Origin of the sequence: Micromonospora sp. NPDC049523 (assembly GCF_040676775.1) — a bacterium.
Taxonomy (GTDB): Bacteria; Actinomycetota; Actinomycetes; order Mycobacteriales; family Micromonosporaceae; genus Micromonospora_G.
This window is the reverse complement of sequence record NZ_JBFAPP010000007.1, coordinates 274,756-295,686: the sequence shown is the minus strand read 5'-3', so window position 1 is coordinate 295,686 and position 20,931 is coordinate 274,756. Positions and strand designations below refer to the sequence as shown.

At 72.9% G+C, this 20,931-nt stretch carries 11 protein-coding genes; 7 read left to right on the top strand and 4 right to left on the bottom strand.

Annotation, left to right across the window (positions count from 1 at the left end; all coding sequences use genetic code 11):
• The first annotated feature begins 4 nt into the window (after positions 1-4).
• The 4 genes from AB0J90_RS13605 (at position 5) to AB0J90_RS13590 (ending at position 13,286) form a co-directional block, all read left to right on the top strand.
• Complete coding sequence (locus AB0J90_RS13605) at positions 5-4,966, top strand: hypothetical protein (protein WP_363595527.1); 4,962 nt, start codon at positions 5-7, stop codon at positions 4,964-4,966.
• A 13-nt stretch (positions 4,967-4,979) separates the two neighbouring features.
• Positions 4,980-7,331 (top strand): hypothetical protein, encoded by a 2,352-nt coding sequence (locus tag AB0J90_RS13600; RefSeq protein WP_363595525.1) that lies wholly within the window; start codon positions 4,980-4,982, stop codon positions 7,329-7,331.
• Positions 7,328-10,453, top strand: a complete 3,126-nt coding sequence (locus AB0J90_RS13595) for a peptidoglycan-binding domain-containing protein (protein ID WP_363595523.1) — start codon at positions 7,328-7,330, stop codon at positions 10,451-10,453. The genes AB0J90_RS13600 and AB0J90_RS13595 overlap by 4 nt, the downstream gene beginning before the upstream one ends.
• 79 nt (positions 10,454-10,532) lie before the next feature.
• Positions 10,533-13,286: a peptidoglycan-binding domain-containing protein gene (locus AB0J90_RS13590; protein WP_363595521.1), complete on the top strand. Its 2,754-nt coding sequence runs from the start codon at positions 10,533-10,535 to the stop codon at positions 13,284-13,286.
• Between the two features lie 35 nt (positions 13,287-13,321).
• Here AB0J90_RS13590 and AB0J90_RS13585 read toward each other — a convergent pair whose 3' ends face one another.
• The 3 genes from AB0J90_RS13585 to AB0J90_RS13575 form a co-directional block, all read right to left on the bottom strand.
• Complete coding sequence (locus tag AB0J90_RS13585) at positions 13,322-13,981, bottom strand: response regulator transcription factor (RefSeq protein WP_363595519.1); 660 nt, start codon at positions 13,979-13,981, stop codon at positions 13,322-13,324.
• Positions 13,978-16,122: an ATP-binding protein gene (locus tag AB0J90_RS13580; protein ID WP_363595517.1), complete on the bottom strand. Its 2,145-nt coding sequence runs from the start codon at positions 16,120-16,122 to the stop codon at positions 13,978-13,980. Before AB0J90_RS13580 ends, AB0J90_RS13585 begins: the two co-directional genes overlap by 4 nt.
• A gap of 367 nt (positions 16,123-16,489) precedes the next feature.
• Entirely contained in the window at positions 16,490-17,092 is a 603-nt protein-coding gene (locus AB0J90_RS13575) for an ABATE domain-containing protein (RefSeq protein WP_363595515.1), read from the bottom strand.
• Positions 17,093-17,177: 85 nt separating this feature from the next.
• On the opposite strand from AB0J90_RS13575, the gene AB0J90_RS13570 reads away from it, so the two are divergent.
• The 3 genes from AB0J90_RS13570 (at position 17,178) to AB0J90_RS13560 (ending at position 20,142) form a co-directional block, all read left to right on the top strand.
• Positions 17,178-17,720 (top strand): hypothetical protein, encoded by a 543-nt coding sequence (locus AB0J90_RS13570; protein WP_363595513.1) that lies wholly within the window; start codon positions 17,178-17,180, stop codon positions 17,718-17,720.
• 704 nt (positions 17,721-18,424) lie between these two features.
• The gene (locus tag AB0J90_RS13565) at positions 18,425-19,525 is read left to right on the top strand and encodes an aromatic ring-hydroxylating dioxygenase subunit alpha (RefSeq protein WP_363595511.1); all 1,101 of its coding nucleotides are present in this window, start codon (positions 18,425-18,427) and stop codon (positions 19,523-19,525) included.
• Positions 19,526-19,533: 8 nt separating this feature from the next.
• Positions 19,534-20,142: a nucleoside deaminase gene (locus AB0J90_RS13560; RefSeq protein ID WP_363595509.1), complete on the top strand. Its 609-nt coding sequence runs from the start codon at positions 19,534-19,536 to the stop codon at positions 20,140-20,142.
• An 80-nt stretch (positions 20,143-20,222) separates the two neighbouring features.
• Here the strand turns inward: AB0J90_RS13560 and AB0J90_RS13555 are convergent, their stop codons facing one another.
• Positions 20,223-20,852 (bottom strand): GNAT family protein, encoded by a 630-nt coding sequence (locus AB0J90_RS13555; protein ID WP_363595507.1) that lies wholly within the window; start codon positions 20,850-20,852, stop codon positions 20,223-20,225.
• Between the last annotated feature and the right edge of the window lie 79 nt (positions 20,853-20,931).

Here is a 20,931-nt window from a genome sequence, read left to right as displayed (position 1 = left end):
ACTCATGCCTGACATCACCACGATCCCGACCGGTACGCCGATCGCGCTGCTGCCGTACCGGATCGAGACCCGGTACGTTCCCGGCGCGACCGTGGGGCCGGACGGCCAGCCGATCCCTCGACCCGGCAGCGACCTGCTGGTCCGGATCTACCCCGACCAGATCCACTTCGACGCGCACGAGCCGGGCCTGACACAGGTCGAGAAGCAGGCCCGGGACGAGTTCGTCGCGACCGGCGGGCACGGCCCCGATCCGGACGCACCCGAGGTGGTCACCGCCTGGGCCCGGCTCGTCGAACAGTTCGGCGAGACCCGCGCCGCCTGGATCGCCCGCCGGCTCGCCGAGGGGGAGAGCCTCGGCGAGCGTCCGGCGGCGTGGTCCGAACCGGTGCGGGCCCGGATCCTGCCGGACCGGTTCGTGGTGCTCGGCTACCGCTTCGACCGGCTGGTCTTCCAACGGGAGACCTCCGTGGTTCCGCGTACCCTGGCGGTCAGCCCACCGCCGGACCAGCACGTCACGCCCCCGCCGCCGCCCGGCCCGGACGCCTCCGGGCACCTGCCCGACGGCTTCGCCGTGCCACCGGGTATGGGCTGGATGATCGACCCGGCCGAGGGTGCGGCGAACGGCATGCTGCTGCGCATCCCGCTCGGCCCCGACCAGCTGCAACTGGACCGACTCGTCGTGCTCGGGGTACGGGTCGAGACCAGGGCCGGCGAGCCCGGCGTCGCCGACCCGACGCGGGGCGCCGCCGACCTGGCCGCCCTGCTCGCCGCACACCGGTTCACCGACGGTCTCGCCCTGCTCGCCCAGGGCACGCCGACGAACAACACCGACCGGGCCCGGTCCGGGCTGGGCGAGCCGGGGCTCGCCGCCACCACCAGCCGCCGCGAACTGAAGCCCGACCGGGTGACCGGCGGCGACGGGTCCGACGGTGCCCGGCTCGCCGCCGCGCTCGGCGTGCCCACGACCGTGTTCGGCAAGGCCGAGGGGGCCGCCGGCCGGGAGTCGCGCGACGCGCAGGCGATGAACGCCGCCCTCTGGCCCGCCACCTGGGGTTACCTGCTGGACCGCTTCCTCACCGACGTCGGCCACACCGGGTTGGAGCCGTACCGTCGGCACTTCGTGGACTGGGTCCGCGGCCGGGGGCCGCTGGCCGCGCTGCGGATCGGCAACCAGCCGTACGGGGTGCTGCCGGTCGTCTCGCTCCTGCGCTACCAGGCCGATCCGGCAGACCCGGTCGGTGCCCGGGTGGCCGACCTCATCCGCCGCGTCCGGCAGAGATGGCTGTCGAGCGCCGTCGGCCCCGGCCGTACGCCGGTGCTGGAAACCCTGCGCCGCCGCCCGGTCTCCGACGGGTACGCGGTGCGCGGGGTGTACAGCTCGATCGACTGGCTCGGCACCGCGATCAGCTTCGAAGGGCTGGACCAGGCGCAGATCGGATACCGGGTCGAGCAGGCCAGGATCGAGGGGCTCGCCTACCAGGACCCGAGCGCGCCCTCCCGTACCCGGTTCAACGACATCGGCGCCTTCACCTCCGCGTCCAGTTGGCCCGGCGCGCTGCCCATGGTGGCCGCGGACCTGACCGCGGAGCAGGTGGACTGGCTCGCCGGACTGCGCGCCCGGATGCTGGCCACCCTTCCCACGGAGATCGAGGCCGGCGGCTGGCCGGCCAAACCGGCCGACTCGGTGCTCTACCTGCTGCTGCGGCATGCGGCCCGGCTCGTCGCCACCGGTCCCGCGCCGGACGTACGCGACTACCGACCCCGGGGCAACTTCGGCGACGCCCCCGACCCGCCGCCGCTGGACCGGTACGCCGAACTGGTCGCAGCCCTCGACGACCTGGCAAAGCGGCCGGCCCGGGTGGTCGACCTGGCCGCCCGCGAGACGCTGGACCTGGCCGGTTTCCGGATCGACGCCTGGGGCACCTCGGTGGCCAGTCGGCGGCTGGCCCGGCTGCGGGGCAACCCGCAGGCCGGACTCGTCCTCGGCGGCTACGGCTTCGTGGAGAACCTCGCCCCCGGCGGCCGGGACGTGCCCGTGCCCGCCGACCAGACCCCGTCCGGCGAGACCCCCGGCCTGGTCCGACGGGACAGCAACGCCGGCTACCTACAGGCGCCGAGCGTGGCGCATGCGGCGACCGCCGCCGTGCTGCGGGCCGGGCATCTCAACCACGCCCAGGACAGTGACGGGACCGGCACCACCCCGTTCGCCCTCGACCTCTCCTCACGCCGGGTACGGCTGGGCACCGCCGTCGTCGACGGGCTGCGTCAGGGGCAGACCCTGGCGGCCCTGATCGGCTACCGGATCGAGCGGGCGCTGCACGACACCGGGCAGGCGGGCGCCGTCCTGACCATCCGCCGTACCGTCGCCGAGCTGGCCGGTCGCGGCAGCGAGCAGGAGGTGGTCGACGGGGTCGCACTGCTCACCGAGCACACCGCCGGGCGGGTGCCGTGGGGCAGTGCCGGCCTGCCGACGCTGGCGGCCGTCCGGCCGGCGATCGAGGTGGCCCGGGAGAGCCTGGACGCGGTCGGCGACCTCTCCGTCGCCGAGGGGCTGCACCACACGCTCCAGGGCAACTACCAGCGGGCCAGCGCGGCACTCGCGATCGGGAAGGTCGACGGGGTGGTGCCGCCGGAACTGGAGGTGATCCGTACTCCGCGTACCGGCGCCGGGATCACCCACCGGGTCCTGCTCATGCTGGACGCGCCCGCGCTCGGCGGCGACCCCGACGGCTGGCTGGCCGGCCCGAGGGAGACCGCCGAACCCGCCCTCGCCGGCTGGGTCGCGGCGGTGCTCGGTGCACCGGACCGGGTGGTCGCCGACATCGACCTGCGGGATCCGGCGACCGGTGACGCGCTGGTCCCGGCCACCCGGGTCGCCGTCCGCGACGCGTTGCCGTACCCGCTGGAACTGCTGGCGTACGCCGACGACCCGGCCGGGATCGAGGCCCGGCTCGCCTCGTACCACCTCGACCCGGCCCGCCGCCCGGCCGGAGTCGGCCCGGACGCCCGGTTGCGGGTGCTGCCCGACCCGGCCAGCCCGCTCGCACCCGGCCGGATCTACCTCACCGACCTGCTGGCGGTGCTGCGGTCGATCGCCACCGCCCTGACCACCGCCCGGCCGCTGGCCGGACCGGATCTGGCACCGAACAGCGCCGCCGAAGACGACCCGGCCGGGGTACTGGTCGACGAGCTGCGCCAGCGGGCGCAGGTCGCGCACCTCGGCCTGACCAACCTCCGCGCCGCGCTGGACGCCGCGATCGGCGACCGGACCGCCGAGGAGCCGGTCGACCTCGCCGCGGCGGCGGCGCACCTGCTCACCGCCACCGCCTTCGGCATCCCCGGCGTAGTGCCGGTGGCCCGACACGCCCTCGACGCCACCGACCCGGACGGGCGACCGGCGAAGGACCTGATCGCCGCCGCCACGGCCACCCTCACCAACCAGGCGTTGGCCGGCCACGCCGAGGTACGCCGCCGGGCCGCGGCGGCGGACGCGATCGCGGCCCGGGCCACCCGGGCGGACGACTGGGTCGACCTGCTCCGGGCCGTCTTCGGCGAGGGCTTCCTCGTCGTACCCCGGTTCACCCCGGTCGAGCCGGCCGTGGTCGGCCGGGCCTTCACCGGCACCTCGGTCGCCCCGGCACCGGCCGGCCAGGAGCCACTTGCCTGGTTCGCCCGGATGGCGCGGATCCGCCCGGCGGTCGCCGCGATCGAATCGGTCGGCCGGTTCAGCCAGGCGCTGGCCACCCGCCCCGGCCTGGACCTGGCGATCGGCCAGGTCCCCGCGCCAGCCGCCGGGGAACCCGCCCGGCGCTGGGTCGGCCTGCCGCCGCTGGACCCGTCCGGCGCCGTGCCGACCGGGGTCACCTCGCTCGTCGTGGTCGGCGCCGGCCCGGCCGGTACCGGCTCGCTCGCCGGGCTGCTGCTCGACGAGTGGGGCGAGGTGGTGCCGGCCCGCCGCGAGACGACCGCGGTCGCTTACCACTACGACGCACCGGGGGCACAGGCTCCACAGGCTGTCCTGCTCGCCGTGTCGCCCCGACCGGCGGGCGGCAACTGGACCCTCGACGACCTGATCGCCACCGTCAACGAGACGATCGACATGGTCAAGGCACGGTCGTCGGACCGGGTCGACCTCGGCGCCGGCCATCTACTCGGGTCGCTGGCGTACCTGCCGCTGTGGCCGGCGAGCGAGCCCGGTGCAGTGGACGTGGCCCGGGTGGCGCCGGTGCCGGCGGATTTCGGGGTGCCGCACACTGCCGGCCAGCCCTGGATCGGCACCTTCAACGCCGAGCACAGCGGGGCACCGTTCACCGCGATCCGGCAGGGTCGGACCGTACGGATCAAGGTGATCGGGCGGAACCTGCAGAGCCCGGTCCAGGACAGCCGCTGGTCTGCCACCGACCCGGCACTGCGGATCCAGGTGGTCGGACAGGACCTGACGACCGCGACCCTGGACCTGACGGCGGGAACCTACCCGGCCTATCCGGCGGTCGGCGAACAAAAGCTTCGCCTGACCAACCGGGGCGGTTGGGTCGAGCAGGCCATCACCGTGACCCCGCGGATCGGGATCACCAGGGTCGCACCGACCGTGCTCACCCAGGACCAGTACGTCACGGAGGTCGAACTCCAGGTCGAGGGGCACGAACTGGTTCCGCCCACCGATGGGAACGAACGGCGCGAGTTCGTCTTCACCGTCCCGAACTCGCCGATCACGGTCGTCGCCGTCCGGCATCTAGAGCCACCCGGCCGGATGGGCGTGCGGGTGCGGATTCCGGCGAATCCGAAGCCGCCCATCGAATACGACCACCGGGGCAGGCCGATCAAGAAGGTCAAGACGTACACGTCGAGCCAGCTCGACCTGGCGGTCCAGGGACCGCTCGACCCCGGTGAGCCGGCTGCCGCGGCCTTCTACCGACTCGCCCAGGCCTTGACGTACGAGGCCCTGCACTGGACCGAAGCGCTGTGACCACGGAGGAACGATGACCACGCAGAACGGCTGGGTCCGGCTGGAGCCGGCGCCCCGGGAACGCAGCGGGGAAGAGGGATTGCAGGCGGCCACCGCCGATCCGCTGTGGCTGCTCACCCGACAGTGGCAGCTCGGCGAGTTCGCCGGCGAGGACGCCGGCACGCCGGTCTGGGCCCGGCTGCGCGGCACCCGTACCGGCCTGACCCGGCTGCGCCCGGGACCGCCGCCCACCACGCCCGGCGGTGCCGAGGGGACGCCGTACGACGTGACGACCGTACCCCTGGAGGCCCTGGTGGAATCGGAGCCGGCGGTGGTCGGCGTCGAGCCGACCCGGGACCTGGCGCTACGCGCCGGCTCGTACTTCCTCAGCCTGCTGGAGGCCGAGCGAAGGGTCGCCGGGCTGCCCACCGGTGCGCTGGCCGGATACACCGCCGGCCTGCTGACCGAGCACCCGAACCGCGCCGACGGCCTGCCGGCCGGGGAACGGCTGCTGGCGGCGCGGGTGCCGGACGGGGCGGCCCTGTTCGCCGCCCTCGACGCGACGCTGCGGCCGGCCGGCCCGGCAACCCCGGCGCTGCCGGCCGAGCCGCCGCTTGCCGGGGCGGACCCGGCGACGGTCCGGGCCGCGGCCCTGCGGTTCCTCGCCTGGTACGACGGCGCCACCGGCCGGGCCCTGCCGGACCTGCCCACCTGGACGCCGCAGCGGCTGGAGTACCAGGCGTCGCTGGCCGCGCCCGCCGCACCCGCACCGGCGCCGGCACCGGAGTTCGTCCTCACCACCAGTGAGTACGCCTCGGGCAGCCTCGACTGGTACAGCTTCGACGCGGTGCCGGGAGCCTCGTTGAAGGCCGCACCGAGCGACCCTGGCGGAGCGGTGCGTCCGTTCCTGAAGGCCGGCATCCCGACCCCGGTCACCTTCCGGGGGATGCCGGCCGCCCGATGGTGGGAGTTCGAGAACGCCGCGGTCGACTTCGGTACGGTCCGGGCCGCCGGCGACAGCATCGCCACCATGCTGCTGGTCGAGTACGCCACCGTGTACAGCAACGACTTCTTCCTGTTCCCGGTGGCCATGGACGTCGGCTCGATCTGCCGGGTCTCGTCGCTGGTCGTGCACGACTCGTTCGGCCAGCGGATGCTCATCCCGCCCACCCGGTCGGCGGTACGCGGCGCCGAGTTCTCCATGTACGAGCACAGCGTCTACGACGTCGCGAGCGCGGGCACCCGCACCAGCCCGCTGCGCGACAGTACCTTCACCCTCTTGCCCACATTGGACGGCGGTCACGACTCGGCTCCGGTCGAGGAGGTGTGGCTGGTCCGCGACGAGACCGCCAACCAGGTGTGGGCGGTGGAGGCGACCGCCCGTGGTGCCGACGGGACCCCGGTGGACCGGGCGGAGAGCCATGCCGCCGCGGTGCGCGCCGCGACCCCCGAGGGTACGACGGTCACCCCCTCCGCCGACCTGGACCTACCCCTGCGTTACCTGCTGCGTACCCACACCCCGGACCACTGGTTCCCGCTGAACCCGTCACAAGAGGTTGCCATGATGCTCGATGTCGGATCGGTCCCGCCGCTGGACGGGGCGCCCGCCCCGGCGCCCTGGGGCCGGTTGCTCTCCGAGATGAAGCTCCACCAGTTGCACCGCGAGGAGGTGACCCAGGCCGGCACCCACGTCGCCCGCGCCTGGCAGTACGCCCGCTGGACCGACGGACGCCAGCATCTCTGGCTCGGCCGGCGGACCAGGATCGGCCGCGGCGGCGGTTCCAGCGGCCGGTACCACGACGTGCTCTGGCCCGGCCCGGTCACCGCGCTCGGCCTGCCGGGCCCGCAGGGTCCCACCGGCCCGGTCGGCCCGTCGGGACCGGTCGGCCCGTCCGGGCCCACCGGCCCCGAGGGCGGCGATGGCCCGGTCGGCCCGTTGGGCCCGGACGGTCCAACCGGTCCGACCGGGCCCGCGGGTCCGGCCGGACCCGTCGGCCCGACCGGTCCACAGGGCCCGCAGGGGTCGGAAGGCGAGTCGTACGTCGTGGCCGCCGGCCGGTTCGACGCGGACGGTGTCGACTTCCCGGCCCCGCTGTTCTCCTACAACCTGCGGGCGACTCCCCGGGCCGGGATGCCGGGCGTCTACGACCTCCAGTCCGCCGCGTTCGACCACCTCGACACCATCGTGGTGCGCGGCTCGGTGATCAGCACCCTCAGTTCCCCGCCCTGCCTGTTCGAGGTGCTGAGCGGGGGCAGGGGGGTCGCCGTCCGGATCACCACGACGGCGGGTCAGCCGGTGGCGATGCCCTTCATGGTCGTGGTGAGCCGGTTCCCGCACGTCGTGGCCCCGCCATCGCCGCCCGTTCCCCCGGTCGAGCAATCATGACCGCGCCCGTCATCGGTGCCATCGACGCGCTGCGCGAACGCACCGACGAAACGTGGCCGTTCGGGCCGACCTGTCTCGCCGGGGAGCAGCGCGGCTACCAGACCGGTTGGCGCAGCTACCGGTCCTGGCTGGAGGCCGTGGAGCGGGGGAGCCACCAGCCGCCGTGGTCGCACCGCGAGGTGGTGCGCCGGATCCGGTTGCTGGTCGACGGGGCGGAGTCGGCGGAGACCTGGTCGCCGGGGGAGCTGGTCACCCAACCCGAGCCGTGGGCCGAAACACCGTTGACCACCGCTGACCTGCTCCGCTCGGCGTTGAACGGGCTGTATCGGACCAACCGGATCCAGATCGGGGTCGGCACCGAGGGCGAGCCGTGGGTGGTGGAGGCGTACCCGATCTGGTGCCTGTTGGACCAGCGGGTGGGCGTACCGACCGCGCTGGGTGCGGCGTACGGGGTGGCTTCGGTGCTCGGCTGGCCGGGACTGCTCGCCGAGGCGTGGCTCGGCTACGAACTGCGCCGCCGCGCCGCCGAGCGGGCGGTGCTCGCCGCCGGGGGCGACTGGGTCGAGGACCCGGCCGACCTGGACCGCCCGCGGCGGTGGCTGACCGAGTCGGTCGCCGAGCGGGCCGGCGTCGAGCGGCTCCGTGGCGTCGTCGACGGGCTGAACCTCGCCGCCGCCTGGGATCCCGCGACACCAGTTGGCAAACTGCTGGCCGACTACTACGACCCGGTCCGCCCGGCGCCCACCGAGCGGCGCGCGTCAAACCGCTTCCGCCTGCTGTACGACTCGGCCACGCCACCGATCCCCCGGGAGAGCGATCCGACCCGGCTGGCCGCGGCCCTCCGCCCGCCGGTGCTGCACGCGACGAGGTACCTGGTCGTCCGGCAGCACCTGGAGCGGGGCTGGGCCACCTGGGCGGTGGGGGACGCACTCGTGGCGCTGGAGAGCGCCTGGGGGTCGGCGATGCTGACCGAGGTGATCGACCGGTTCGTCGGCGTACTCCTGGCCGGGACGACCGGCGACGGCTGGGCGTCGGGTGCCTGGCCGGCCGCCCCGACGACGTTGGCCCGGTACGGCGGATGGCCACTGAGGTACGGCGACAGCGACGCCGAGCGCCGGTTCGGCGGGCAGGTCCGCCCGGGCCCGGTTCCCGGCGGTGCGTCGGACAACCCGGTAGCGCTGCTCCAGCGCGACCTCGCCGAGCTGGGCTTCGCCGTCCCCGGCAACGGACGGTTCGACGAGTCCACCGAGAGCGCGCTGCGCGAGCTGCAACTCGTGGCGTCGCACCGGGAGGTCTCGGTGCGCCGGGCCGGCACGGCCGAGGTGACCCGCCGCCCGGCGCACCGGCGCCACCTCGGACTGCCGCACGGCCGGCTGGACGAGGAGACCGCACGCACGATCGACCTCTGGCGCCACCCCCGCCGGTACGGCCTGCCGGACGTGCAGCAGATCGTCCGACCGACGTTGACCGGTCTGCCGGAGTCGACAGTGCTGGAGCGGACGGGTCGGGAGCTGTACCCGTGGTCGACGCTGGTGGCGGCCCGGGACGCGGCGCCGCTGGACGCCGCCGCCTGGCGACAGCTCGGTGACGCCCAGAAGGCGCTCTGGCGCCGACGGCTGATGGTGCGCGGCGGGTTCGCCGTCGACGAGGGCGGGGAGCCCCCGTACGTGCTGCACCCCGCCGACGGGAACCTGTTCGAGTTGGAGGCGGTCACCGAGTACTACCTGAACCTCGACGACCCCTGGTTGCCGCGGGGCGAGGTGGAGCGGGTGGGGCGCAACCTGCCGCGTCCGCCGGACGCCGAGGACTACCACCGGGTGGACCTGCTCGACCCGACCGGGCTCGCCGCCACGCCCGCGCCGCCACACCCGGCGAACCGCTTCCGGCTCCAGTTGGACGGTGACGCCGACCTGGCCGACGTGTGGCGGGCGCACGACCAGACGGCTGACGGTTCCCACCGAGACCTGCTCTACCTCGCCGCCACCGCGCCGAACACGCGGCGCTGGTTCCGGATCACCGACGTCGACCCGGTCAGCCGGACGGTGACCGTCAACGGCGTGCCGAACCTGGTCGGGACGGACCGGTCCTGGATCCTGCGGCGACGCCCGCAACTGGTGATGGTGGACCCGGCGGGCGAACGACCGAGCCTGGTCGGCGTCGGCGCCCGGCACGGCGGCGTGGCGAACCAGATCGTGCTCGACGGCGACGCCGACCTGACCCTGCTCAATCTCAACTTCGACACCGTCCACCTGCCCGCCGACGTGGCCCGCCGGTCGCAGACGTACCGGATCGTCGGTTGTCAGCTCGCGACCCGGACGCTGACCCTGGACGGTGAGCCGGCGCTGGACGGCGAGTCGTCGGCGTGGCAGATCCCGGCCGGGCTGGGCGGGCGGTTCGAGCCGATCCCGACCAACTTCACACCCCGGCAGCGTGGCACCGACCATTACGGCGGGGCGGTCTTCGTCGTCCACGGCGGTCGGCAGCGCGCGGCGTACTCGTTCACCAGCTTCTCGGCGTGGACCTACGCCGACAACAACGGGAACCGGTCCGCGGTCCGGGGAAACACCTGGTACGACTGCCTGTCGTACCGGTCCGGGGATGCCTTCAAGAACTACTCCTTCAGGGTGGTAACGCCGGGTGACCAAGATGACCACGTGGCCCATGGCCGCTTCTACCTGCAGAACATGAGCAATCCGCGGCCGCTGCCCGGCGCCGGGCAGCCCTGGCAACCGTTCGAGCCGCTGCTCCACGTGCCCGACGACGGCAACGGCAAGGTGCACATCCGGTTCCACGACGGGCACAACAACATCGACGAGGAGGATGCACCGGCGGGCACCGGATCGGCCGGCTGCATCGTCTCACCCGCGTACTTCGACCTCCGCCGACAGCTGATCGAGATCCACCAGGAGGAACGGGGGCTGCTCGGGGCGGAGCCGGACGCGCCGCTGGCCGACCTGGCACCGCTGGGGCGGACGGATTCGCGGAATCTGTGGACGCACAGCAACAGCACGACCCCCGGGCCGCTGCCACATGTCACGGCAGCCCAATGGGTGAACAAGATCGCCGCCCGGTTGTGGCTGGTCCGGCCGGACGAACGCCCGGCCGGACCGGCTGCGCTGTGAACCGGAGCCGGGCCGCGACCGGGGCTGCCCACCCCCGATGTCCGCTACCACCGTGGTCGGTCCCGACCGAGGGAGAGCAATGAGCACCGAGACGGCCGACCCGGTCGCTGTCGTACTGTCCACGGCGGTCCGGACCCTGCCGGAGGAGGACCGCCGCTGGCCGATGGGGCCGGTCCGCCTGGGCGGCGAGAACAAGGCGTTCAGCCCGAACCTGGACCAGTACCTGGCCTGGGTGGCCGAGGTCGAGTCGCGAGTGCGCGACAGCGCGGAGACGGTGCAGCGGCTCCGGATGCTGCACTACGGCCGCCACGGAAACTTCGCGCCCTTCGACTGGATCCTGTCCTCCCGCATTGCCCTGATGGGAACGCCGCTCACCCTCGCGCAAGGGCCGCAGGAGGCGCTCGACGGGCTGCTCACCACCGGTTCGGTCACGACGTTCACCGGTGACTCCAGCACCGCGATCCGCCCCGCGGTGGAGTTGTCGCACGTCTGGGTCTGCGCCGACGCGGCGCTCAACGGCCTGGGTGTCGCCAGTACGGCCGGCCTCGCCACGATGACCGATCCGTTCGGGGCGATCAGCTGGACGGCCGACCTCGCGTCGTGGTGGCAGAAGTACAACAAGGCCCGTCGGGTGGAGATGAAGGCGGCCAAGGACGCCGGTCGGGAGTGGACCGAGCCGACCGACCCGGCCGGGCTCGCGACACCGACCGGCTGGCTGGACGCCGCCGCCGGCAACTGCGCCGTCGACGACCTGCTCGGCGACATGGACGGCATCATCCTCATGTCCGAGCTGGCGGCACTCGACCCGAAACTGACCACCCCGCTGACCGACCTGCTGCGCCGGTACTACGGCCCCGGTCCGGCGGGCACCGGTGGCGCCCCGCCGGACCGGCGGGTCCTGCACTCCGACAACCGCTTCCACCTGTTCGTGCAGCGGTCCCAGCCGGAGATCCCGCACTGGTACGACGAGCCCACCGGCACGGTCATCCTGGATCCGCAGGCCGAGGCCACCATCCAGAAGGAGGTCCGCAGTTGTGCCGCCGCCCTGATCCTGGCCCTGGATCGGAGTGACCCCGAAGACGACCTCGACAGCCCGTGGGGCCGGGCCATGCTGGAACAGATCGTCGCGCGATTCGCCCAGTTCCTGCGCAACGGGCTGGCCACCGACGGCTGGAACGTCGGCTCCTGGCAGCAGGGCAGGCAGGCCCTCGACGCGTACGGTGGCCAGGTACTGCGCATCGGCGACAGCGACGCCGACCGCCGGTACGGGGGCGTGGTCCGCGCCGACGCGCCACGGCAGACCCACGTGCGCACCCTCCAGGACCAGTTGGCCCAGGTGGGCTTCCCGACCCTGGATGATCCGTCCGGGATCTTCGGTCCGCGCACGGCATCGGCGCTGCGCGAGTTCCAGATCTCGGCGCGGTTCGCGCGCGTGCAGAACGTACGGCTGGACGACGCGGGCAATCCGGTGGGCCAGGCGCTGGAGTCGGCGGTGCTCCGCTACCACGGCCGGATCCATGGTTGTCTGGACCGGGACACCGCGACAGTTCTCGCGGCCTGGCTCGACCCGAAGCGTGACCGGACGAAACGCACTCGCAACGCCGCCACGGTCGACGCGTACCAGATGGCGGGGACGGTGCCCGGTGCGGTCGTCGTGGCGGACCTCTGGCGCCCGGACGACGTCACCGATCCCACCCTCGGCGAGTACGCCACCGACCACCTGGAGCGCCATCCGATTCCGCCGGCCCGGCGGCTGCCCGGTGAGCCCGGCCGGGTCGCACTCGGCCGGTACGCCGTCCCGGACGGCGGGGCCGGCACACCCGGCGGCCCCGTGCTGGCCGGCTCGGCGCTCTGGCCCGAGGCGGCGCTCACCCCGGACACGCTTGTCCCCGCCCCGGCGCTGCCGGTGGGGACACCGCCGCCTCCGCCCACGTCGACGGAGTTGAGCACGTACCGGGTGCTTCGGGCGGTGGCCGAGGCTGGTGGTGGAACCCATTTCGACGCGGTCGACGCCAGCGGCGCCGACCGGCTGCGGCTGGGCCCGTTGCGGTGGGCGCTCGGTGCGGACGGTTTCGGCGAACTCGCCGCCCTGCTCGCCTACTACCAGTCCTGGGATCCCACCGGCTACCAACGCGACTTCGGCCGGTACGGGATCTGGCCGGAACAGCCGTGGCAGCCCGACGGAATCTGGTCGGCCGGGGACGCCGGCCACCGCTCCCGCCACCTCGGCCGGCTCGGCATGTACGGGCTGCGGGACGCGGCGGGCCGGGTGCATCCGGGCGCACTGCTGCCGCTCGGCCCCGCCGACGGGTACCTGCTCGACCACCTGCGTGGCTGGCACGCCCTGCATCGTCTGGTGATGACGCTGCGGACGACCGACGGGCTGCGTCGGGCGATGTGGCGGTTCAGCGTGGAGCGGATCGACCGGTTACGTCGACGCAGGTGGCGGGAGCCGGCCGGTGCGAACCCACCCGGCCCGCAGGTACGGGACCCGTCGGGTGCGCTGCGGGACGCCACCCTCGGCGAGGTCTTCACCAGTGAGCAGGCGGTGGCGGCGCTGCTGCGGTGGCACACCGGCGTACCCGAGCAGGTGCTGGGGGAGCACGGGGCCGAGCCCGGACTGCGGGCGGTGTTCGAGGCGGTGCACGGTCCCGGTCCGCAGACGTTGGGCCCGCCCACCGGTGACGAGGCGGACACGGCCCAGGTGGCGCTGGTGGCGAAGCTCGTCGACCTGGCACCGAGCCAGCCGGCCGGGTTCGGCGCCAGCGTGGCCACGGCGGCGGGTTTCGACGGGCTCTCGCCCTTCGCGGGCTCGTTCCGACTGGCGCTGTGAGGCGATCAAGGCGGTGGCGATCCGGGCCGGGGCGGCTAGCGACGTCCGAGGCCGTTTTCCCGGGCTCGGACGATCGCCTGGGCCCGATCGCTCACGCCCAGCTTGACCAGGATGTTCGACAGGTGGTTCCGCACGGTCTTCGGTCTGAGGGCGAGCCGCTGCGCGATCGTGGTGTTGTCGAGGCCCTGCGCGACGTGGTCGAGGATCTCTCGTTCCCGATCGGTGAGCTGCGGGAACGGCAGCGGCTCGGCGCCGCGGGTGAGGAAACCGACCGCCCGGGCACCGATCTCCGGCCCGAGCAGCAGTTCGCCGTTGGCGACCGCCCGCACCCCGCGTTCCACCTGCTGCGGCGACGCGCCCTTGAGCAGGTAACCGGACGCCCCGGCGCGCAGCGCGCCGAACAGCGAGTCGTCGTCGTCGAACATCGTGACCACCAGTACCGCGATCTCGGGGTGCCCGGACCGGATCAGCCGGGTGGCCTCCACTCCGGAGCGTTCGCCCAGGTGCAGGTCCATCAGGATGACGTCCGGCGCGTGGGTGGCGGCCAACTCCAGCGCGGAGGCTACGTCGACCGCCTCGCCGACGCACTCGATCCCGGTCAACGTGCCGAGCAGCGCGGTCATGCCGAGCCGGAACACCGGGTGGTCGTCGACGACCGCCACCCGGATCGTCCGGTCCGCCGGATCCGGGCTCATCGGGCACCCACGGGCAGCACGAGCCGGACCCGGGTGCCGGGGCGTACCGGCCGGGCCTGGGCCGGACCGATGGTGAGGTCGGCACCGATCCCCTCCGCGCGCTCCCGCATGGACCGGGTCCCGATCCCCACGGTCGCCTCCGGGCGGATGCCCGTACCCTCGTCCACCACGCACACCTCCAAGCCGTCGGGGCCGCTCGACACGTCGATCGTGCACCGGTCCACGTCGGCGTGCCGGTGCGCGTTGCGGACCGCCTCCGCCACGATGCCGTACACCGCGGTCGCCACCGGCTCCGGGAGGGTTACCTGCGGCGAGCGGACCAGCAGGGTGAGCCCCGCCGCGGCGTACCGCTCCCGTAGTCGGTCCAGTGCCGGCCGCAGCGCCCCGTCGTCGAGCAGCGGTGGCAGCAGGTCGCGGGCGAGGTCCCGGACACCCGCCGCCTGCCGGTCGACCTCGGCGATCAACCGGTGCAGCAGGTCGTCCACCGCCGCCACCTCGGGAAGCTGCCGGTGCGAGCGAAGCATGTTGCGGCCGGCGGCGAGCGCCAGCGCCACCCCGCTGAGCGACGGTCCCAAATCGTCGTGCAGGTCCCGGCGCAACTTGCGGCGTTCTTCGTCGCGGCCCCGGGCGAGTTGGAGCCGGGAGCGTTCCAGGTCCCGCTGGGCCACCGCCAACTCGGCGAGCGCGGTCACCACCGGGGCCAGGTCGGCCAGCACCGAGGCGGCCCGCCCGCCCAGCCGTTCGCCGGCCCGCGGCCACGCCCGCAGCACCCCGACCGACCGCTCACCGTTCAGCAGGCGTACCACCAGCGGGGGACCCGAGCCGGTGGCGGTGGGCGACTCGGCCGAGCCGTGGAACCGTTGCGGCGGCGCGGGTGCGGCCGGCGGGTCACCGGTCACCGTGATCGCCACCGCGGCCAGCCGCAGCGAGTCGGCGATCCCGTCGGCCACCGCGTCGAGCATCTGGGAGCCCCGGTCGGCGCCGCGTAGCCGGTCCGCGACCTGCCGGATCAGCGGCTGACCGCCGTCGCCGTGCACCAACCGGTCGACCCGGCGCTGCACCCAATGGCGCAGCGGCTGGAACGCCGCGGCCAGCACCGCGGTCACCACCACCTCCGGCACCGCCGAGGAGGCCGGCAGGACCGTACCCAGCAGCAGCACCCCGAGGGTGTACGCGCCGATCACCAGCCCGGTCATCAGCGCCCAGACCAGGGTCCGGCGGACCGTGAGCTCCAGCCCCCACAACCGCTGTCGCAGCACGACCACCAGCACCGACGCCGGGAAGAATGCCTGCGCGCCGAGCATCAGCAGTGGAGCGAACGGCACCGGTACGCCGATCGGCAGGACCGGGTTGAGGGCGAGCGGCAGGAACGCGAGCGCGAGCAGCAGGGTGCCGACGGCGAGCCAGCCGAGGCCGTGCCGCTGCCACGGCGGCACGGTACGGCGACGCACCAGTACCCCCGCCGCGGCGGCGAACCCGAGCAGCACGAGTACGGGTTCCAGCCACGGCTCGACCGCCGCGCGTACGGCGATCAGGGCCGGTTCGGTCAGCCGGATCGCGCCCAACTCGTCGGGATAGGTCAGCACGTACGCCTGTGCCACGACGATGAACGCGGCGCCGACACCGACGGCGATCCGGATGCTCCGGTCGATCGGTCGTACCGGCAGGAGCCACGGCAGGACCACGATGAGGGCGTAGAAGCCGGGCACCCAGGCCCAGTAGGCGCTGCCCCGTGGGAGTGTCGGCGCCCAGACGTCCGGCCACCGGTAGGCGACCATCGACCAGCACGCGGCGGCCGCCGAGATCGCCCCGCCCACACCGGCAAGCGCCATGATCCAGGCGGCCAGGTGGGTCCGGCGCAGCAGGGTCAGCCAGGCGACCACCCCGTAGATGGCGCCGACCATCAGGTCGACCAGGGTGTAGAGCATCCACGGGTGCCAGGGAGGGACGGAGACCACCCAGGCGATCACCGAGCCGAGGGTGAGCGCGCCGGTGAGGACGAGTACCAGCCAGCCCGCGACCGGGCTTCGTCGGTCGGTGCCGGTGCCGGACACCACCATCGCGTCCTTCACGGTTGGGCTGTCGGCGGGATCCGGGCCGGATCCGGTGAGGTCGACCAAGCCGCGCGCATCATCGCTCACCCGTCCGCCCTTCTCGGCATCGCGAGCCCGCTGGGCGCGCCGTCCACTGGGTCCTTCCTGTCCGTCTCGCCGGGCGAGTCTGTTCGCACGCGGGACCCGGGCGCCAGGGACGGCCGTCCCGGACGGTCGGGACACCGGCGAGCCAGGAGCGCGTCACCAGCCAGGACGTCCGGCCAGGGCCGGCTGATGACCGGCGGGCGGTGCCGTCGTACGCCGAGCGGGGCGCCCTGCAGACTCGGGACCGTGGGCTCGACCTGGTCGGGTAGCGGGTTGCGGAACTCGGCACCCCGGCAGGTACTTCCGGGTCGCCCGGGCGCGGAACGCTCGCGGTGATGTCGCCACGACGGACCGGGGCTTCGTCGGCACGCTAGCGGCGGCTGGCGTAGGTGCGCACCTTGGCGCGGTTGCCGCAGACGGCCATGGTGCACCAGCGCCGTCGGCCCCGGGGATCCAGGAACAGCCAGCCGCATCCCTCACCGGGACAGGCACGGACCTGGGTGCGCGCCGTTGACGTCAGCAGGTCGGCGGCGGCGGTGGCGACGGCGAGCAGGGGGAGTGCGGGCCCGATGCCGGGCGGTGGCACCCATCGGGCCACCCCGTCCGGATTGGCTTCGAGTACGGCGAGCCCGGCGGCCCGCTGGGCTTGCGTGGCGACCAGGGCGAACGCCGCACCGTCGGCGGGATCGAGCAGTACGTCGTGCAGCGCCGCACGCAGCGACCGCACCTCGGCGAGCACCTCGTCGGCAGCGAGATTCTGTTCCCGGCCGGCCGCGCGCAGTCGGGGCACGATCGCCGGGTCGAGCAGGCCGGCGTGTCCGGCCCAGACCGCCAGGTGGTCGAAGTCGGGCAGCCATTCGCCTCGTGGGTCGGTGGGCTCGTCCCAGCCGGCCCAGGTGTTGCAGAGTTCCAGCGCCGGATGCCCGGCGAGCAGGGCGGGCATCCGGTGGTCCTCGACCTCGATCCAGTGCACGCGCTCAGTATGCCTTGACTCTCCGTCCCTTAACCAGTAATCCTCTCCACACCGGTTAATCACCATCCACTGGTTAGGAGATGTCATGGGTCCGCGTACGGTGAAGCTGCTTCTGGTCGGGTTCCTCGCCGTCGTCTCGGTTGCGGCGTCGGCTACGCCTGCCTCGGCCGGCCCGAGGGGCTACCACCCGGAGCCGTGGCGCACCTGGGTTCAGCAGGAGTGGACCAGCGAGGCCGGCCGCTACTGCTCGTTCCCGCTCGGCGTGCGAGTGGTCTCCCAGGACGTACGGGTCCGGGTCGCGGCCCGCTACCCCGACGGCGCGGTACGGCGGGAGGAGTTCACCGGTCCGCTCCTCGTCGACTTCGTCGACGTCCACAGTGGACGAGCGGTACGCCGTGACGCGGGCGGCTCCGGCGCGGCGGAATACCGACCGGACGGGACCTGGATCCGCTACACCATCCTCGGCCCGGCCGGTTTCGGCTTCCGCCCGGGCGATCACTACCCGCGCGGCTACTACATCCTCGACGGCCTGCACACCATCACGTTCGAGCCGGACGGCACCCGGAAGATGGCGATCGCCGTCGGCCGACAGGACAACGTCTGCCGCGCCCTGGGTGACCCGTCCTGACCGAGCACCGGGCTAGGGCTAGGGCGCAAAGCCGGGAAGACTGATCCGAGTCGGTCCGCTCTTGTCTGCCGGGATGCCACAGGTCGCCATCGGTCGATCTCCTAATGCCTCGAACCGCCCATCGGCCGGGCTACCACTTTGACGGGAAGCATGTCCTCTGTCGATCTTTCCTCCTGTTGTTCGTGCGAGGGGGAGACCCGCGGGTGGTGCGCGGCCATGCTCGCTCGGGCGAAGGCCAAGCAAGATCACGGACGGGGCTTCGCGTTGATAACGCTCACGCTGAGGGGATTCGTGGCGTTGGCGCTAGTGCATTACTGAGATCGGTCGGCGCTGAAACAGGGCGGTAACCGTGCGCGCCGATACTGTTGGCGGCATCGACGCGAGCTGGACGGCGCCGACTGCTTCGAGGCGGGAGGCCAGCGGTGACGGAAACGACGTTCTCGCTGTGGCGCGCCGACCTCCGGCGCCGCACACATCAGAGCGCATGGACCCGCGGTCGCGTCGCCCACGGTTGGTTATCGCGGTACTGAGCAGCACTGAGCCCTGTCCTGGGAACTGTGCTGACAAGTCGGACGCGAATGCGACCAGTTGTGCCGGCCTCTGCTTCGGTTCTGGCGAGCTGCGGCGCTGACCAGGGCTGAGCCCGGCCGCCTACCTGCCCTTTGCCGTGGCGCTACGACGCCCACTGCCTCATCGGAGGTCCGATGACCATCGCCGACACCTCTCGCACTTCCCGAATCGAACAGACCAGGATCACGATCGCCGACCCTGTCGACGAATTGCCGCGTGACTGCACCTTCGACCCGGCCGACTGGGGCATCCTGGCCGCCCACTGGTATCCGGTGGCGCTGTCCCGCGACGTCGTCGCGGCGCCGGTTGCGGCGACCCTGCTCGACGAGCCACTTGTCGTCTACCGGGCTGGCGACACCGTGGTCGTGGCCAACGACATCTGCCCCCACCGTGGGGTTCCGCTGTCGCGCGGCACCGGCGACGGTGTCACAGTCGCTTGTGCCTATCACGGGATTCGTTTCGGTACCGGTGGAAGATGCGTCGCGGTCCCGGCGCACCCGACCGCGAACATTCCCAAGCGGCTCGCCCTGCGTACCTATCCTTCGGTCGAACGATATGGCCTCGTCTGGACCTGCCTGCGTCCCGACCCGGCGGTGTCACAGGTTTCGGCGGCGCCGATTCCCGCGATGCCGGGTTGGGACGACCCCCGATACCAGGCCGTGACGTGCCCGGCGTTCGACGTCGCCGCGTTTGCCGGTCGGCAGGTCGAGGGGTTTCTCGACGTCGCGCACTTCGGGTTCGTCCACGTCGACACGTTCGGAGATCCGGACAATGCCGAGGTGCCCGACTACCACCCGGTCGCGTCTGCCACCGGGTTCAGCGTCGACTACTGGAGTACCGTCGGCAACTACCCGCATGGAACTACGACCGCCGAACCCGGGTTCCGGTGGCTACGGCGCTTCGACGTGCACCTGCCCTTCACCGCGACGCTCGTCGTGCACTTCCCTGACAACGGGCGGCTGTGCATCATGAACGCCGCCTCACCCGTGTCGGCCCGGCGCACCCGCATGTTCGCCCCGATCGCGAAGAACTTCGCCACCGACCAGCCCGAGCAGGAGATCTTCGACTTCAACCTGCGCATCTTCGAGGAAGACCGAGTGGTCGTCGAGGTGCAGAAGCCGGAGAACCTCCCACTGGATCCGCGCATCGAGGTCAACATCGCCGCGGACCGTAGTTCCGTCGCCTACCGCCGCGGGCTGCGCGCCATGGGCCTGAGCCACTTCTTCACCGCCTAGGAGGCGGCATGGACCCCAGCACCATCGCCACGAACTTCAGTGCACGACTGCCGGCCTGGGTCACCGACGAGATCGCGTCCGTCGACCCGTTACTGCCGGACGTCGAGGATCGCATGCGACTCGTCCACCGCCTCGCCGAGCGCAACCACCGCGAAGGCACCGGGGGACCGTTCGCCGCGCTGGTCACCGACCCGGCGACCGGCGAGATCCTGTCCGTGGGGGTCAACCTGGTCCTCGCCGCGAATCTGTCGGCCATGCACGCCGAGATCGTCGCCATCTCGCTCGCCCAGATCAGACTCGGAACCTGGGACCTCGGCGGGCCCGGTGGCACCCCGACCGAACTCGTCGTCAACTGGCGGCCCTGTGCCATGTGCTACGGCGCCACCCTGTGGTCCGGCATCGAACGCCTCGTCATCGCCGGCGAAGGCGACGAGGTCGAACACCTCACCGGATTCGACGAGGGCCCGATGCGTACCGACTGGAAGGAACAACTCCAGCGGCGCGGGATCGACGTGACCACCGACGTGCTCCGCGACCAGGCTCTCGACGTCTTCCGCGGCTATGGCCAGCGCACCGACGCCACGGTCTACAACGGACGCCGGCAACAGGTCACGTAGGACGGCCCCTCGCCTGGCGCCGTCGCCGTACCCGGGGTGGCGGCGCCAGGCGAGCCACGTGGGGGGTGGCCGGGGCGGGTCTATCCCGCGAGTCGGGCCGTCAACCTCTCCTTGGCCGAGGGCCAGTCGTCGTCGACCATCGCGTAGAGCACGGTGTCGCGCCAGGTGCCGTCGGCCCGTTTCCGGTGTTTGCGCAGCACCCCTTCACGGACCGCCCCCAACCGTTCGATCGCCGCCTGCGACCGCTGGTTGTGGATGTCCGTGTGCCAGGCCACCCGAACCGCACCGAGTGTCTCGAACGCGAAGGTCATCATCAGCAGCTTCGACTCGGTGTTCAGACCGGTGCGCCACCACCGTTGACCGAGCCACGTGTAGCCGATCGACAACGCACGCAGGGCGGGGTTCAGATCCGCGAACGACGTCGTCCCGGCGAACTCGCCCGTACCAAGGTCGATCTGGGCGTACGGCAGCCTGGTGCCCTTGGCCCGGGCGGCGAGTGCCATGTTGATGTGGCCGGCCGCGTCCTCGACGGTGACCGGCTGGGCCAGTGCACCCCCAGGCGGGCTCTGCCAACGGAACACCTCGGCACCCTCGGCGTCGGTTCCGGCGGCGGCGAGATACCCGGCGGCGTGCTCGACAGTCAACGGCTCCAACCGGATCCGCCGACCAGCGAGGACCGGCAGCGCGTACCAGAGATCATCGTTCGTCACACCGGGCACGGTCGCACGGCGCGGCCGCAGCTGCCTTCGATTTTCCCATCGGCGGAGCTGACGACTCGCGACGTCCGCT